11 protein-coding genes are annotated in these 16,464 nt (G+C 68.9%); 3 read left to right on the top strand and 8 right to left on the bottom strand.

The genetic code is table 11. The features are described 5' to 3' along the window. The first annotated feature begins 17 nt into the window (after positions 1 to 17). Entirely contained in the window at positions 18 to 878 is an 861-nt protein-coding gene (locus OG933_RS27090) for a helix-turn-helix transcriptional regulator (protein WP_405629248.1), read from the top strand. An 11-nt stretch (positions 879 to 889) separates the two neighbouring features. Continuing rightward, positions 890 to 1,294 (top strand): nuclear transport factor 2 family protein, encoded by a 405-nt coding sequence (locus tag OG933_RS27095; protein WP_405629249.1) that lies wholly within the window; start codon positions 890 to 892, stop codon positions 1,292 to 1,294. Positions 1,295 to 1,400: 106 nt separating this feature from the next. On the opposite strand, the gene OG933_RS27100 is transcribed toward OG933_RS27095, so the two are convergent. Genes OG933_RS27100 through OG933_RS27110 form a run of 3 tightly spaced genes read right to left on the bottom strand, consistent with a single transcriptional unit; the run spans position 1,401 to position 2,998 of the window. Then, positions 1,401 to 1,883: a hypothetical protein gene (locus OG933_RS27100; RefSeq protein WP_405629250.1), complete on the bottom strand. Its 483-nt coding sequence runs from the start codon at positions 1,881 to 1,883 to the stop codon at positions 1,401 to 1,403. Positions 1,884 to 1,937: 54 nt separating this feature from the next. Continuing rightward, positions 1,938 to 2,147: a DUF397 domain-containing protein gene (locus OG933_RS27105; protein ID WP_405633533.1), complete on the bottom strand. Its 210-nt coding sequence runs from the start codon at positions 2,145 to 2,147 to the stop codon at positions 1,938 to 1,940. Between the two features lie 2 nt (positions 2,148 to 2,149). Then, positions 2,150 to 2,998: a helix-turn-helix domain-containing protein gene (locus OG933_RS27110; protein ID WP_405629252.1), complete on the bottom strand. Its 849-nt coding sequence runs from the start codon at positions 2,996 to 2,998 to the stop codon at positions 2,150 to 2,152. 215 nt (positions 2,999 to 3,213) lie between these two features. Here OG933_RS27110 and OG933_RS27115 point away from each other — a divergent pair, with 215 nt between their 5' ends. Then, positions 3,214 to 3,858 (top strand): ATP-binding protein, encoded by a 645-nt coding sequence (locus OG933_RS27115; RefSeq protein ID WP_405629253.1) that lies wholly within the window; start codon positions 3,214 to 3,216, stop codon positions 3,856 to 3,858. Positions 3,859 to 4,070: 212 nt separating this feature from the next. On the opposite strand, the gene OG933_RS27120 is transcribed toward OG933_RS27115, so the two are convergent. From OG933_RS27120 to OG933_RS27140, 5 genes are all read right to left on the bottom strand, one after another. Continuing rightward, positions 4,071 to 5,927 (bottom strand): DUF1998 domain-containing protein, encoded by a 1,857-nt coding sequence (locus OG933_RS27120; protein WP_362522562.1) that lies wholly within the window; start codon positions 5,925 to 5,927, stop codon positions 4,071 to 4,073. Then, positions 5,924 to 9,187, bottom strand: coding sequence for a helicase-related protein (locus OG933_RS27125; protein WP_362522561.1), 3,264 nt, complete (start codon positions 9,185 to 9,187; stop codon positions 5,924 to 5,926). Before OG933_RS27125 ends, OG933_RS27120 begins: the two co-directional genes overlap by 4 nt. After that, entirely contained in the window at positions 9,184 to 11,088 is a 1,905-nt protein-coding gene (locus OG933_RS27130; protein WP_405629255.1) for a UvrD-helicase domain-containing protein, read from the bottom strand. Before OG933_RS27130 ends, OG933_RS27125 begins: the two co-directional genes overlap by 4 nt. Then, a complete protein-coding gene (locus tag OG933_RS27135; protein WP_405629257.1) occupies positions 11,085 to 15,839 on the bottom strand; it encodes a DEAD/DEAH box helicase in 4,755 nt (1,584 codons plus the stop codon). The genes OG933_RS27130 and OG933_RS27135 overlap by 4 nt, the downstream gene beginning before the upstream one ends. Positions 15,840 to 16,033: 194 nt before the next feature. Further along, the gene (locus OG933_RS27140; RefSeq protein WP_362270768.1) at positions 16,034 to 16,201 is read right to left on the bottom strand and encodes a hypothetical protein; all 168 of its coding nucleotides are present in this window, start codon (positions 16,199 to 16,201) and stop codon (positions 16,034 to 16,036) included. Positions 16,202 to 16,464 lie beyond the last annotated feature (263 nt).

The raw sequence follows: 16,464 nt of genomic DNA on the forward strand, positions 1-16,464 counted from the left end.
CGGTGCACAGTGGAGACATGGCGAGCACGGACTTCGGACGTACGGTACGACGGTGGCGGGACCGGGTCGCGCCGGAGGCGGCGGGACTGCCCTCGGGCGGCCACCGGCGCGCCCCCGGACTGCGCCGCGAGGAACTGGCGATGCTGGCGGGCATCTCGGTCGACTACGTCACCCGCCTCGAACAGGGCCGGGCGGAGAACCCGTCGGAGCAGGTCGTCGAGGCCCTCGGACGGGCGCTGCGCGTCTCCCCGGCCGAACGCGAGCACCTGTTCCACACCGCGGGCCTCGTACCGCCCGGCCGGGGCACGGTCCCGGCGTACATCGCGCCGAGCGTCCACCGGATGCTGGACCGTCTGACGGGCACACCGGTGGCGGTCTCGGACGCGTCCTGGACGCTGCTCCTCACCAACCCGCTCTACACGGCCCTCATGGGCGAACGGCACGGCCGCGAACGCAACGGCGCCTGGCGCGCGTTCCTCGGCTCGGGCGGCCGCGTCCGCCACACACCGGAGTCCCGCCGGGCCCTGGAGGCCGCGGTCACCGCCGACCTGCGCACGGCGGCGAGCCGCTACCCGGCGGACCGGCGTCTACGTCAACTCATCGCGGATCTCAAAGCGAACAGCGCCCGCTTCGCCGAACTCTGGGACTCCGGGGCCGTCGGCCACCACGAGGCCTCCCGCAAGACGATCGACCACCCCCAGGTGGGCCCCCTCACCCTGGACTGCGACGTCCTCACCGTCGCCGGCACCGACCTCCGCATCATGATCTACACCGCCGAACCGGGCACACAGGACGCGGACCGCCTGGAACTCCTGGCGGTACTGGGCCCCCAGCCGCTCACGACCAAGGACGAGGTGTCCCGAGAACCCCACCGGTAGGGTCGCCCGACATGAGAGCAGAGTCACCGACGCAGACCGTGCAACGCCTGTTCCCGCTGCTGGCCGAGGGGAAGAGCGCGGATGCGGCGGCACTGTTCGCCGACTCGGTGTTATTCTCCATCCCGCATCCGCCGGGCATCCCATGGGTACCGCAGGTCGACTCGGCGGACGGCATGCGGACGTTCTTCGAACTGCTTCAGACCCATGTGCGGGCCAAGGAGTTCGACCTCCGCCAGATCATCGCCGAGGGCGACGACGTCGTCCTCATCGGCCGCATGGTCTCCGAGGTCAAGAAGACGGGCCGGGACATCGACACCGCCTTCGCCCTGCACACCACGGTCCAGCACGGGCGGATCACCCGCTACCACCTCTACGAGGACACCTACGCCGTCGCCGAGGCCTACTTCGACGAGTGACCGCAGGGCCCGCAGTGACCGCACGGCGGGCGGCTTCTCCGTTCATCGTTCATCCGGGTGGTGTGGCGGCGGGGGTGCCGTCGGTCGACGAAGCCGACCGACGCACTCACGCCGAGGCAGCTCCGACGGCGCTGCCCCAGACGCGCAAGGGCACGCGCTCGCGCTCGCCTGCGGTCTGTCCCGAGTGGTCGTGCGCCTCGACCAGTTCCGACCAGGGGACGACGCCTGGCTCTCTGTCGGTCAGGAACCTCTCGACCACCTGTCCGAGATCGTCCGAAAGCACGTAGGCGCCGCCGAACGGCAACACATCCGGGGTCACCGAGCCGGTCGAGCACCGGAGCTGCCCGGCCTGCTCGTCGTGCCACACATAGAACGTCGCCGCCCCCGGAAAGCCCAGCTCGCGGATGCGATCCCGGATGGCTGCGGCGGTCCGTTCGAAGGCGGCCACCACCTCGGAGACGGACAACGACAGCCGCTTTTCGTCCCCCGCCCCCAGCGACCAGGTGTTGGCCGCCCACTCCGTCCGCCGGTCACCGGGCTCCAGCACCAAGGGCTCGTCCGCGACCTCGGCAATCCACGTCAACAGCACCGCAGCAGCATCCCCGTCCCCGCAGAGCGCAAGTGCACGTCCGTGCTCGTCGGATCAGCTCCCGGCGTCATGCTTCACGGCACGGATGAAGGAGAACCAGGCCCCGCTCCGTACGGCGATCTCGGGCCCTTCAGCCCTCTTCGAATCGCGCACCAGCGCGCCGTCATCCATCAACGCGCACTCGACGCACTCGCCTCCCGCCCCATTGCTGTACGACGACGTGAACCACGCCGGACGGCTCTTCCTGGTACCGGTCGCTGCCATGCTCACGTCGCGTATCCCTTCAATACCGTCTCGATCAACCGGACCGAACGCTGAGGACTCAGAGCCGCGGCTCGCAATCCGTCGAACGCTCGGGTGTACTCACGAACATGATGCTCGCCCTCCAAGTAGACGGCATCGGTGATTCCGTCGCGGTAGACGATGTCGGGGTCTTCCGGCGCGGGGAACCCCAGCATGGTGAATGAGCCGGTGGCCGGATAGGTGCCGGAGTCGAAGGGGAGGACTTGGAGCGTGACGGCGGGCAACTGGGCTACCTCGAGGACGTGTTCGACCTGTTCCCGCATCAGCGCACGGTCCCCGATGACATTGCGCAGCGCACCCTCGTTCACGATGAACCAGGCTTCGGGAGCGTCCGACCGTCTGAGCATGCCTTGACGTTCCATTCGCACCCGTACGGCCCGGTCGATGTCCTCGGCGGACATCTGAGCACTGGTCTTGTGCAGCTCGGAGGTGTACGCGCGGGTCTGCATGAGGCCGGGCAACAACTCGCACTGGTACTGCCGGAAGGTCGACGCCTCCTGCTCCAGGCCGATGTAGATGTTGAACCACTCCGGAACACCCGCCCCGTGGACCTGCCACCAGCCGCGCATCTTGGCCTGCCGGGCAAGTGACTTGAGGAACTCGCGCAGTTCGTCGCTGGTGCCGTAGAACCGACAGAGGGCGTCGATGTCCGACGGTTGGACCCGGCCGCTGCCCGTTTCCATGCGGTTGACCTTGGAACCGCTCCAGTCGAGACCGGCGCCGACCTGGGCGCAGGTGAGTGTCGACTGTTCCCGGAGCTTCTTCAGCTCGATCGAGAGACGGCGACGGCGTGCCGTCGGTGATCCGGCCATATCAACCCCGTTTTGGATAGCGGACGTTCAGTCTCGGGCCAAGGGGCTCGCCTGCCAATCACTCGGAAGTGGGATTCTCGCTGTGCACATTGCACGAAGGGATTCGCCGGCCGCACTCTGAGGCAACGCAACTCATCGTGATCCCCCGTGACGCTGTGTTTCTCCATGGGGTTTCACCTGCGACGAAAGGGCCTCTCATGGGTCAGGAGGCGTGCATGACACGCAAGCCGTGGGACCTTGCCTTCACCGCCGAGCCGACGGAGGTGGCCGCCCTGCGCCGGATCATGCGGCTGCATCTGGGCATCTGGGGCCTACCGGAAGTCGTCGACGACGCCCAGCTCTGCATGAGCGAGCTCGTGTCCAACGTCATCACCCACGTCGGCCCCGGAACTCCGGCCACGCTCGCGGTGTCGATGAACGGGGTGCATCTGCGTATCGAGATCCACGATCCCGATACGCGCGCTCTGCCCACCCTTCTCGACGCGAACGTCGGCGCGGAGGGAGGGCGAGGCATGGCGCTGGTCGACGCGGTCGCCGCTCGCTGGGGCGTCCAGCTTCGCCTCGACCGGAAGGTCACGTGGTGTGAGCTGGCAACGGGGCTCGCCTCGCCGAACGGGCATACGGAAGGCCCGGGGGTGAGGCGGGCCGAGGCCTTGCTGGCGTGCTACTCGGGTGCGAAACCGCTTCTGCGGCCCGGCCCGGGAAGAGTGGGGAGAGCCGCGGCCGAGGAATCGGTGATCACAGTCATCACGGACTTCCTTCACTGGCTGCGTGCGCACGGCTGCGACGTGGACGAAGCCTTGGATCGTGCACAGACTCGCTACGACGCCGAACTGGGCAGTTGCGGCGACGGGGTCTGACGCATGTCGGGTGCCTGACCCACCCGATACTCCCGCCCTGGTCCGGCAAGCCTGGATCAGGGCGCCAAGCCACTGCTCGCTGCGCCCCTACGTGCACGGCTGCAGAGGCAGGGACCGGAACCGTAGCGTCAGCTACCGTGTCCGTCCCCGCCCCTGTGGAGACCTGTGTGGCCGGGAGCGCCGTCTGTCGGTGTCCCCTCGGCCCGTCGGCGTCACTGCTCCAGTACGTCGGCGAAGAAGCCGAGTCGAGGATCTTCCGGGGTGCCGACAAGCAGCGCTCGGTCCAACAGGATGTTGTTGTGCTCGCAGCTCGTTTCCGGGAGCATCACGCAGGCGTGGCAGGCGGCCATGTTCGTGCCACCGGTGCCGGACACGCCGCTCTCCATGCAGAGAGGGTCGGAGGAGCACCACTCTGCACGGCGGACGGCCGAGCGGACCGTGTGGTCCAGCAGGTGCGGTTCGCCCTGTGCGACCAGGCCGCCGAGACTGCCCGCCGAGTCGCTCGTCGCCGTGTAGATCAGGATCCCGGCCATGTCTTCGTCCGCGTAGAGACGCTCGCGAAGGGCCGCCGCCGGGTAACCCGCCTCCAGACTCCACTCGTTGATGAGCGCATGGGCCAGCGTGTGGAGCAGCACCATGCGGGGGGAGGCGGGGGACCGGACGGCCTGGTGGCGGTCGCCCGCCCTCTCCTCCAACAGCCGCTGATGGGCCGTGCGCAGACGTTCCGCGCGGGCCGCCACGCCGACTGTCCGCTCCCAGGAGCCGAGCCGTTCCTCGTCCAGACGGAGGAACACGCCCTCGCCATGGACCACCATGGCCGGGAGCCACGGCAGAGGACCGCCGGCGAGCGGCATCTCCTTCGTCTCGGTGGACGAGTCGGGGTCGGCGAGCCGGGTGAAGGCCTTCAGCGCACGCACCTCGCGGAGCCGCTTGACCAGCATCGGGTCGGTGACGCCGAGCGGCCTCAGCACGGCCGTGTCGCCCTTCGGGGGCTCGCAGAGGAACTGCTCGTCGCGGGTGTGCTCGCTCTCCTCGTTGCCGGCGCGGAGACGCTCGTACTCCTTGTTGCGCAGAGCGCGATAGCGGTGGTCGAAGGTGGGAGCTGTGTCGCCGTCGGGGTCCTCCTCGCGCTCCGCGTCCAGGAGCGTCATCACCACTTCCAACGGGATGGACGCCTTGCCCTTGAGGACGGCCTTCAGGTACCCCGCCACCTCACTGCGGTCGGCGCACTCGCGCAGCGCGTCCCAGTGGTCGGCGAGCGGGTCGGAACGGCCGTCGCTCCACGGCGGGATGGACAGCGCCGACTTCAACACCGGCTGCCACACGCTGGAAGAGCCGCGTTGGAGGGTGCGCAGGGGCAGCCCGCACGTCTCCCTGGCCGAATCGCCCAGCCAAGGGCGAGCGCCCTGACACCTGAGTCCGAGGTTCTTGAGTGCCTCCTTGCGGAAGGAGCCCTCCATCGAGACCTCGGGCTTCGGGGCGCAGTCGCAGGAGACGACGATCGAGCGGAGCGAGGACGTGCGACCGGACGAACGCAGCCTGAGCTTCCCGCCGCACCGCCCGGCGGTGGTCCCCGGTTCGGTGGACCGGTGGACCCAGTGCCAGTACGGGAACTCGTCGAGGTGCCCGGCCTCGCAGGCGACGACGAACCGGGAGGGGACCAGGTCGACCTCGCAGGTGCCGCAGACGCTGCGCCCCTCCGGCGGGTTGAAGTCGCGGTGTCGCTGGAGTTCGGTGCACTCCGGGCAGGAGTGCATCTGGGGGAACCGCCGGACCCGCATGCCGTCCTTGCTGTCGTCGCCGGACGCGGGGGGCAGCCGGAAGTAACCGACGCCGAGAAGGCGGGCCAGCCGCCGTTCGTAGACCCGGGGCGCTTCGTCCGCCCGCCAGCTCTTCTCCGCGTCGTCCAGACCCGAGACGACGAAGGACTCCTGGTCGACCGCGATGAGGGAGCCGACTCCGTAGGTGGTGATGGCCTGGGCGCGGCGCACCGAGCCCCGCCGGGGCAGGTTGTGGGCCGGCGCGCCGCTCTGGCCCGTACGGCGGCGGCGGGCGGGGGGCGGGGTCATCGGTTTCCCTCCATGAACAGGGCGGACTCGGCGTCGACGTCGCGCAGGCTCCACAGCGTGGGCCATGCCTCGCGGTCCTCGGTCTCGTCGTCGTACGACTTCAGGATCGACGGGGAGCGATTGCCTCGCTGAGGTTCGAAGAGCAGGCCGCTGTGGTACTCGGCCTCTTCGCACCACCAGTCCACGAACTCGTCGAATGCCAGGGACACGGCGGCGGTCTCCTTGCTGTCGACCGCTCCGACCCGGTCGAGGACGATGCGCTTCAGCTCGTTCCTGAGCGCGTCCTCGTACGACTCGACCTTGGCGGCACCGTCGTTGGGGCGGGCGGCCGGGATCAGGATGCGGGCCAGAGCCACGATCACCGCGTGCAGGCCCCGGTCGCGGGCGCGCGCGGAGAACGGGGTGACCGAAGTCGATTCGACCTCCCGATAGAGAGCCGAGTGGAAGTGCTGGAAGCTCTCGTAGTGCGAACGGTCGCGGGACCGAGCGGAGTTGAGCATGACCGCCACCAAACCCGGGTGCGCGCGACCGACGCGGCTGGTGGCCTGGATGTACTCCGCGGTGGTCTGAGGCTGGCCCATCACGGCCATGAGACCGAGGCGGTCGACGTCCACGCCGACCGCGATCATGTTGGTGGCGAGCATGACATCCACGACGTCCTCGTCGGGGTAACGCTTCTCGATGCGCTTGAGGCGGGTCGGGATTTCGCTCGCGTCGACACGGCTCGTCAGCTCCGAGTAGTTGGGGATCGGTCGGACCTCCTTCCCCTCGCGCTCGGCGAGCAGCTCCAGATACGCCACCACGTCGTCGTGGACCTGCAGCTCCGCGGCCGAGAGCAGCCGTAGGCTGTTGAAATAGCCCACGAGGCTCCAGTACGTGTCCTTCACCCTGTCGTCCTCGGTGTCCGCGTGCATCGCCCGGTGCAACAGGGTGGCGTACGTGCGGATCAGCAGCGTGGACTGACTGGTGCCGGGGGCCAGGAGGCCGACGTAGCGGCGACTGGCCTTCTCCTCGCGAGGGGTCTCCACAGCGAACCACGAGTCGCGCGAGTCCAGGCCGGCGGGCGGGAACTGGCGTACGCCACGGGCGAAGAGGTGCTTGCCCTGGTTCGCGGCGCGGCGGATCGTCGCGGTGGAGGCGATGACCTTGGGCTTGTCGGCGAGGGCGTCCACGGCCGTCTCGTAGAGGCCGGTCAGAGTTCCCAACGGTCCTGAGATCAGGTGCAGTTCGTCCTGGACGATCAACTCCGGCGGCGGAGTGGGGTCGTTCGTGTCGTCCCGGTTGAACAGCGCCGCGGTGGCCGGGCGCCACGGCATCGACGCGAACTTGTCGACGGTGGCGATCACCAGTGTCGGTCGGGCGGCGTACACCGCCTCGTCGATCAGGTGGACGGGCAGGCCGTCGGCGAAGTCGCAGTCCTCCCCGGGGCAGCGGACGAACATCCGGCCGGCCTCGACGTCGGCGTCGTAGTCCCGCGCGTCGAGCCGCTCGCCGCACCACGGACAGGCGTGCAACTGGACAGGGTTCTCCGTGGCGAGGCGCTTGCCGAGGTCCCGCCGCAGTTCGTCGAGCTTCTCGTCGGCTTTGGCCAGCGTGTTGGGGGTGGCCGAACGGCCCACCCACATGCCGACGGAGAACTCCTCTGCTCCCAACTCCGTCGTGCGACGGCGTAGTTGCTCCATCGCACAGAGAAGGATCGCCGCGCGCTCGAACTGCTGAAGGGTGAGCAGTCGCAGCGTGTACCGCATGATGACCGTGACCCCGCCGCCGGCCGCTCCCTTGCGGATGCGGCGCAGGAACGACGTGAGTGCGATCAGGCCGAGATAGGCCTCGGTCTTGCCACCACCGGTGGGGAACCAGAGCAGGTCGGAGAGCTCACGGTCGTCGTGTCCGGGGTCGTCGACGCCTGCCAGACAGAGCAGTACGAACGCGATCTGGAACGGGCGCCAGCGCCCCTTGGCCAGGTCGGGCGTGCCGACCCGTCCCTTCCGCACCCAGTCGCTGCGGGCACGCTGGTCGGCCATGGCACGGTTGGCCAGGCGGAACGCCCGCATCACGTCGGGCTTGGTCCGCAGGAGCTCGATGCCCTCACGGATGCGTCCGAGGGCCTCGTGGCAGGCCGTCACCTGGTTCCGTGCGGCCTCCTCGTGGTGAGTGCCGGTCAGGGCCTCGGCTTCGTCCCGCTTGCGGTCGATCCACCGCTCGTACCCCGAGGCGAGATTCTCCAGCGCGGCCAGGATCTCGGCGTCGGGCTTCTCCGCCAGCCCCAGCATGGACAGTGCCGAGCTGTCGATCTCCGGGTTGGAGTCCGTGAGCAGCACTTCCACGGACGGTACGAACTGGCTGCGCACCTCGGGGACGCCGCCCTCGATCGTGTCGGTCACCCCGATGGGCGGCGGCGTCCAGTCCCATTCCGCCGAGCAGCCGTGCCCGACGGCGAAGGTCGGCGCGTGCCGGTGCAGCAGCCGGCTCGTTGCGATCTCCGGGTCGTGGGAGGTCGTCCTGGCGGAGCGTTCGACGAACGCGGTGGAGCCGTTGGCGGCGCGGACCCGGAGACCACACTGGAAAAGGGAGAACGCGTCCTTCAGGTCGTACTTGCCGACCTGTTCCGCGTTGATCAGGGTCACCGTGACGCTCACCGTTCCCGACCGCGGATCGGGGCGACGGACGATCGCGTGCAGGTCGAGCTTCCTGTCGGTGTGCAGCCGGGCCCGTACGCCGCTGCCCGACACGGTGACGTCGATCGTGTGGTCCGGGAGGTCGAGTTCCTCCCGCTGCCAGTGCTCCCGCTGGGCGGACAAGGTGCGGGCCTCTGCCCTGCGTGCTTCGACCGGCCTGCCGTCCGCGTCGGTCGGACGGTACGCGGCGGCGCGCGTCGAGACCGTGATCGTCCCGCTTATGGTCGGATCGACCGCGAAGGTCAGACCCATGGACGAGGGCCGACGGTCTCCGGGCCGCCCCGGATCCCGCTCCGCACCGGACTCCTCCACGCTGTCGCGGGTGAGCACCGGCGTGGCGTCCAGGCCGTCCTGTTCGGCGGCCTCGTCCTTCCGCGCCTCCGCCTCGCCCTTGTCCGCCGAACCCGGGTACAGCACTCCGGTCGGGTAGCGGTCGATGGGCGTGTCCTGGGTGAGAATCTCGTCCCGGTCGTCCTTCTCTGCGTCCTCGGCGGGGCCGAGGAGTTCACGCCGGAGCCCCACGAGGAGGTCTTCGTCCCGCACGCGGTAGTGCTCGGCGTGCCCGTCCGCCCCGTTCGTCACGTGTTCTGCTCCTCGTCGTTGTCCGTCCACCGGTACCGTCCGACGCCGGTGATCCTGGGGGCGATCCACACGCCCCGGTCGCCGAGGCCGGCGTTGGCGCCGGCCGCGGTGCTGCCCGTCACGGTCTCCATGGTGTCGATCCGCAGGCCGTGGATCTCGGCGGGCCAAGAAGGCGTCCACGTCCTGTTCACTTTCTGCACCCGGAACAGGTCCTCGCGGAACCGCCGCGAGGCCTCCCCGATCTCCCGTCCTTCGTGCAGCAGGGCGTAGGGCGGGCTCTGCGACTCGCCCATGGGCATGTCGTGCCGCTTGCGCAGCACAACGGCGTGCCCGGGCTCGACCCGCTCCAACAGGTACGTCTGGACGCCACCTGCGTCCCCCTCGGCGCCCGGCGGGTCGTTCCGATCCACGTCGCCCGCCTCGGCGACGATGCCGAATCGCTTGTACGCCCGCCAGCCGCCGAGGTAACGCCGGCCGTCGCGCCGCTTGCCCGTCCGCCCGAAGTGCGGCAGCTCCGGGGGCTTCACGTGGTAGAGGTCCTGTCGGGCACGGGTCATCGCCACGTAGAGGGCACGCGCCTCGGCGGGCAGGTCCAGGTCGTCCGTGTACCGTCGGTCGAGTTCCTCGACGCCGGGAGGGGTCAGGAGGATCACCCGGTCGAACTCCAGTCCCTTGGCACGGTGGACGGTCGAGACGACGATCCGGGCGGTCTCGGGGTCGGCCGCCTCGTCGGGGAATCTGCCACGCGCGACCGCGTGCCGCAGTCGGTCGAGGTCGAGCACACCCCGCGCGGACCTGCGGGCCACCCGCCGCAGGACGGTCCACAGCGTCGACGCGTCCGGCTCGAACGGCAGGGGGATCTCGGCGAGTATGGTCCGGAACCGGTCCTCGGTGAGACCGGTCGCGTCTGCACGACGCAGCAACTCGCCCACCCAGTAAGGAACGGGACGGTCTTCGAGCGGACGTCTCAGCCGGTGCTCGACGCCGTGCGCGTGCAGCAGTTCGGAGACCACGAGAGCCTCCCTGTTGTCGCGGGTGAGGACGGCGCAGGTGTCGGAGAGGTTCCGCAACCCGTCCAGGGTGAAGTCGTCGGTGAGGTCGCCCATCCCGTTCGCCGGGTCCAGGAGCAGGTCGCGCAGCTCGTCGTAGAGCGCGCCGGCCTCGTCCCGCTCGGCGAGCCGCTGGAGACGCGGGCCGTACGCCAGTGCCACCCGGGCCTCGTCGGTCGTGGCCCGGAAGTTGCCGGTGAGCTCCAGCTCCACCAGGTCGTCGGGGTAGGAGACGCGCAACCAGTCGAAGAACCGGCCGGTCTCGTCGAGCCGTTCGTCCGGGTCGGCGATCTGGAACCCGTACACGGACTGGGCCATGTCCCCGACGACCGTGAAACCGCAGCTGTCCCGGTAGCGGTCGAGCACCGTCTCCACCAGCTCGCGACGCACGCCCAGCAGGTCCTGCACCTCGTCCACGACGACATGGGAGGGCGGATCGGAGTCGCCGATCTCCAGCGCTCCCTGCTCCACCGCGTCCACCGCCGCCGCGATCCGTTCGTCGAAGCTCGTGCCTTCCCATTCCCCGTCCGGATGGGCCCGGTCGAGCACTCCGTACGCCCAGGCGTCGAAGGTCTGCGCCCGGACCCGGCGGGCCCGCTCGCCGTGTCGGGCGAGCCGCTCGCGCAGTTCGCGGGCGGCTGCCCGGGAGAAGGTCAGGACCAGGATCTCGGTGGCCTTCAACGCCTCCTCCGGGTCCTCGTGACCGCACAGCGCGTCCAGCCGACGCACCAGGGTGTGCGTCTTGCCGGCCCCGGCTCCCGCCGTCACCAACACCCTTGCGTTCCAAGGCTGCTCGACAACCTCCCGCTGCTCGTCGGTGAGCGGGGGGCTGTCCAGATAGGCGTCGGTCACTTACGGCTCCAGAGGTGCTCGAACTGGGTGAACGCGAGCTGGGTGTCGAAGTTGGCGATGTTGTCGCTGACGTTGAGGATCAGGCAGGTGGGCTTGCCACCGTTCTTCGGGCCGCGCAGACCGCGACCGATCATCTGCTGGTAGACGTTGGTGCTGTAGACCGGGCGCGCCACTACCACGACACGGGTGGCCGGGGCGTCGAATCCCTGCGTCAGCACTCCGTAGTTGGTGAGCACGCGGATGCGCCCCTCGCGGAAGTCGTCGATGCGCCTACGGCGGTCCTGCATGCTGCTGGTCGCGTCGACGGCTGCGGAGGGCACGTCCCGGTCGTTCAGCAGAGCGGCCAGCGAGTTGGCGTGGTCGACGGAGGTCGCGAACAGCAGGGTCGGCCAGCCCTCGGGCAGACCGGCCACCTCCTCGACGATACGGAGGCTGCGCGCGTGGTCCTCCACCAGGCGCTGCTCGGCCGAGCGGGAGAGCATGGCCATGCGGTCCGCCTGGACCTTCTCGTCACTGGTCAGCTCGATGCTGCCGCCCTCCAGGGTGCGGTGCTCGACCTGAGCGAGCATGCCCCACTCCTGGAGGTCCCGGTAAGGGTCGCCCGAGGGGAAGACGCCTTCGTCCAGACGTCGTCGGCCGAAGCGGCCCACCAGACGGCTGGTCTCCTCCTCGTTGTTGTTGCGGAACGGGGTGGCGGTCAGGCCGAGCAGATGCCGTCGGGTCTCGTACTGCGTGAGCCCCAACTTCGCCAGGATGGTGGTGTATCGGGGTGAGATCGCGGTGTGCGCCTCGTCCACGATCACCAAGGAGGCCTGCCGCAGCCACTCGTAGGCGTCGCCGTCCAGGCACCGCTCCAGCTTGGCGTCGGTGGCCACCACCAGATGCGGGTGCCCCTGGACGTCACCGGCCTCGTTGCCTCCCCAGAGCCGGCTGATGGTGAGCGGGCGTTCCGCACCCACCTTGCCCCATACGAACTTCCAGCTCTGCACAGCCTGCTCGCACAGCTCTTCGGTCTGCGCGATCCACAACAGCGGCCCCTCCAGTTCGCCCACCCGCTTCACCCAGCGGATCACGGCCTCGGCGGTGACCCGGGTCTTGCCCGCGCCGGTGGGAAGGGAGAGCATGGCCCGCTGCGGCGCCAGTCGGTCGAGCAGGGTGGTGATGTTGCGGACCAGATCCTCCTGGTAGTCGTGGAGCGCGGGGAAGTCCCGCGGCCCGTCGACAGTCTCGGAGGCGGGCGGGGACGGCGTGCGGGAGCCTGCGAAGGTCATCGGCAGCCCGAGTCCGGACACGAACGAGATCGCCGCGGCAGAACCCCCGTATCCCACAGGCGCGTTGGGGAAGCGCACCTGGATATCACGGGCATGGTGGTGCAGCACCCTGTCGCCGCGCGCGTTGAATGCCATCTGCGCGACCCGGTGCGCGGACGGCTCTGTACCTCCGGTCGCCTCCGCCTCGGCGTCCAGGAGACCGTCCGGCAGCCCCGAACGGAGAGCCTCGGTGCCGATCAGCAGCTCGATCTTGGTGACCACGTCCGTCGCATCGCGCACGGCCTTCACCGCGGCCTGGGCCGCGCTGTCCCGGGCCATCTGCTCCTCACGCTCCAGAACCGTCCGGCAGCCGCTCGCGCCCAGTCCGAGTTCCAGCTCGCGGTCGATCAGACGGAGCATCGGCTCCCGCTCCAGGGGGACCAGGACCTTGACCGTGGTCCCCTGGCGGACCGCGTCCAGGGCGCGGGACTTGGTGCCGTTGTCCGTCCGGGTCACCTCCTCCAACTCCGTGCACCGCTGCACCAGACTGCCGCGCTGGGCGCTGCCGAGCCGCTGGCGCAGCGCGGGGTACAGCTCGACGAGCGGGATCGGTTCGCCTTCCGGGACCTCGCGGGTCTCACGGGTGATCGCCCCCTTGTAGGACTTCATGCCCCACTGCTCGATCATCAGCTCGGCGTCGGCCGCGGTCCCCACGAGCAGCGCGGGGAGCTGCTCCGCGCGCAGGGCACGGTACTCGGCCGTGCCGACGGCGACGACGATCTCGTCGTCCGGACGGGTGCTCCAGGTTTCTCCGATCCGGCAACGGGTCAGGGAGTCCTCAGGGAAGGACGCACCCAGTCGGGTGAGCATCACGTACGTGTTGCCGACGAATTTGTCGTCCTCGCTGCGGGTCAGTTCCAGCAGGAGCGGTGCCCAGCGCTCGGCCGGCACGTCGTCGACCGTGGTGGGCAGCCGAAGCTTTCGGGCCTTCTCGGGGGACAGGTCGGCCACCGGCAGGACGTCGCGGTAGGAAGCCAGCTGAGGTCCGACCGCCTCGGCCAGCGGCTTGACGCCTTGGGAGGTGAGGACGGTGCCGTGCTTCCTGAGCATCCAGCGGATCGGCGACTCGACGGCCTGACGGGTGTTCGACTGTGCGCCGATCTGTCGCGTCCAGTTGTCCACCACGGCGTCGTCCGGCAGGGCCTTGAGGAAGGCGGCGCGGGACTCTTCCGACAGCGACGGGAACAGGTGCAGCGGTCCGCCGATGGGCGCTCCCTCCACCTTCAGCCGGTTCAGGGTGGGCCGGGGGGCGCGCTTGTCCAGCCCGTGCAGGTAGGTGGCGTGGACCGCCTCCCGATACTCCTCGAACCAGGCCTCGCCCTCGGGCCGCGTCGTCGTGGGTCGTTCCCTCGGGCCTACCTGGCGGAAGACGGCGAGGTCGTCTGAATGGAAGCGCATGTCGACGGCGACTCGCGGGTCACGTTCGGCGCTCACCACGGAGCCCGGCAGCATGCAGTCGCGCAGCGGACGGAATCTCCCGTCGGCCGTACGCACCCGCAAGGTCCGGGGGACATCCGGTACGTGCTGAAGCACGGTGTCGATCAGCCGGTGCCCGCCGGCCTGACGGAAGAGGTTCCAGAAGTGCTCCCAGTCGGCGTCTCCGTAGCCGTCGAGGCCTCGGTCGAGGACACTGACGAAACGACCCTCCACATCGGCCTCTCGGATGCCGAGCGTGTCGAGGGCGGAGGCGAGTTCGGGGTCCTCGGAGATCTCGGGCGCCACGTACACCAAGGACTCGCGGGGCCCGTCGTCGTCGGCGCGGCGGAACACCTGACCGGGGACGGGCGGCACCAGGCCGTGCTCCTCGGTGAGCACGACCCGCGCCTTGCGCGCCTCGTCGACGTACGGCGAACCCGTCCGGACCATGTCCGCGAGGATGCGGACGGCGGTCGCGGAAGCCACCGCGGAGCCCTCCGGGACCAAATCCTCCAGCCACTCGCGGACGCTGGACCGCTCGTGCTCGGCCGCGTCGAGAACGTGCTGGACCTTTCCCGAACGGAGAATGTTGACCTCCGCCGAGGGATGCAGCCAGTTCGACGGTCGACCGGGCGTCTCGTGCCACATCCGTGCCCACGTCGTGTAGCGGTCCTTGTCGAGGCGCGGAGGAATCCGCAGTTCGGTCGGTACGCGCAGCACGCCCTCCTGATCGGGGAGCGAGGGCCGGCGGGCCGCCCGCTGCCAGATCTCCTGAGTCAGGAAGTCGTCGGCCCAGCTGATCGATTCCTTCGTACGCCCGGGCAGGAGCGGGAGGTACGCGGCGGGGTCCTCGGCCGGCGACAGGCCCGGCAGGGAGTCGACCACCAGCGCTGCGGAGACCCTGATCATCTCCTCGTTGAACGCGGAGGAGTCCAGCAGGTTCTGCCGGTCCTCGTTGGTCTTCCACGCGCCGTTGAGGATGCCGCTCAACGACATCTCGTACTTGGTGGGGAAGAAGGACCAGAAGCGGCCACGCCCCCGGGACCGACTGATGTAGAGCCCGCTGTCCGTGTCCTTCTCGAATGCCGGTACCGCCCATGCGAGTTCGAGATCGAGGCGGTCGTGCAGCTCGCCGGCATCGGCGCGGGCCGCCCGGCCGGGCTCGTGCGTGGTGGTGAAGACCCGCCACCGGGTTTCGTGGGGCGACCTGTTCGTTCTTTCCTCCCGCACCGTGTGCAGGTTCCCGTCCCGCTCGGTCGTGAGCACGCGATGGGCCGGAGGAAGCGTCCTGCGGTCCTCCAGCACCACCCGCGCCACATGCGGGGAGAGGAGCTGGAACCCGAGCGGGAACTCCTCGCGGCTCGCCCCGGCGGAGGTCTTTCCCCCGTGCATGTCCAGCGCCAACCTGCCGGCTGCCCCGGGGAGCAACGGCAACCGTACGACGGTGGTGGCCCAGCCGAGCAGCTCGTCGAGCACGGGGTCCGCCGCCCGCTCGGCATCCGCGTCGAGCGGGCGGGCCATCCGGAGCACCGGCGCCTCGAACCGGTCGCCCAGCCGTTCCCGCACACCGGGAACCGAGCGGATCTGTTCGCGCGCCCATTCGCGATCGAACCCGAATGCCCCGGAGGTACTGAAGAACTGGGGGGCGTCGGTGACCACCAGAACGGACTTGACCCCTACACCGAAGCGACCGATCTGGCCACCCCTTTTACGGGACATGCTCATACGGAGAATGGTTTCGGCCCCGTCGGCCGTCACGGGTGACCCCTCGTTGGCGCAGTAGAGGTGGGTGGCGGTGAGAACCACATGAGTGGTACCGCCGGGCTCGTCAGCGATTTCGTCGGCGGCGTTCTGGACGAGCTCGAAAAGCTGTCGATCTCCGTACCCGCCCTGGGTGATTCGTCGCTCACCGTTGGCGTGCTCGGGAATCAGGCCGGGGTCGACCTCGTACGTCTGGAGAACGCGAGATGACTGTTCCAGAACGGTGGCGATGACCGGCGATACCGGCGACGAGGGCTCGAACATTGCTTCTTCACGACTCCTGCGGTGGGCGGGATGACGAAACAAGGAAAGGCAGAGAGCGGAAACAGCGACACAAATATGCCCTGAAGTGCATAGATTGGAATGTCCGACCGAGCTGCCAGTCGGGCTCCGGAGGGTCTTTCCAGGGATTTTAGCGGTCGACCTTCAGGGGTTTCGGTGAATCTTCGAAAGAGGCGTCAGGTCTCGTCGAGATCCGCTGGAGTAAGCCCGGAAGAATTGAGTATCTGCTTCTTCCGGGCATCGTCGCCCGCTAATAACTTCCGGAGTTCGAGGCAGTGGATCTCGCGCCCAGAAAAAGGTTCGACATCGTACGGGGGATCGGTCTCCCCGGAAGGCTGCTCCATGGCGTTCCGTTTCCTCCTGTTTCGTTTTCGGGCCCCCGTTGCGACGAGAACTCCGAGTGAATTTTGAGATGAAGGCATGGCTGTGCCGTCTGTAGCTCAAATATTCCTGAGCCAGGAGGTGGAACCGCCTTCAACGACCTTAGCAGGGTTCACTCTTCCGGGCTAAGGGATTTGGTGAACCGATTTCTGGAGGTCGGTATTCCGTATTTCGCAAACGTTCGCGACAGGGAAGCTGAATTCCGGCTGCCGCACCTTGAGTCGGT

The sequence above is a fragment of the Streptomyces sp. NBC_00016 genome (genome assembly GCF_045040885.1).
Taxonomy (GTDB): Bacteria; Actinomycetota; Actinomycetes; order Streptomycetales; family Streptomycetaceae; genus Streptomyces; species Streptomyces coriariae.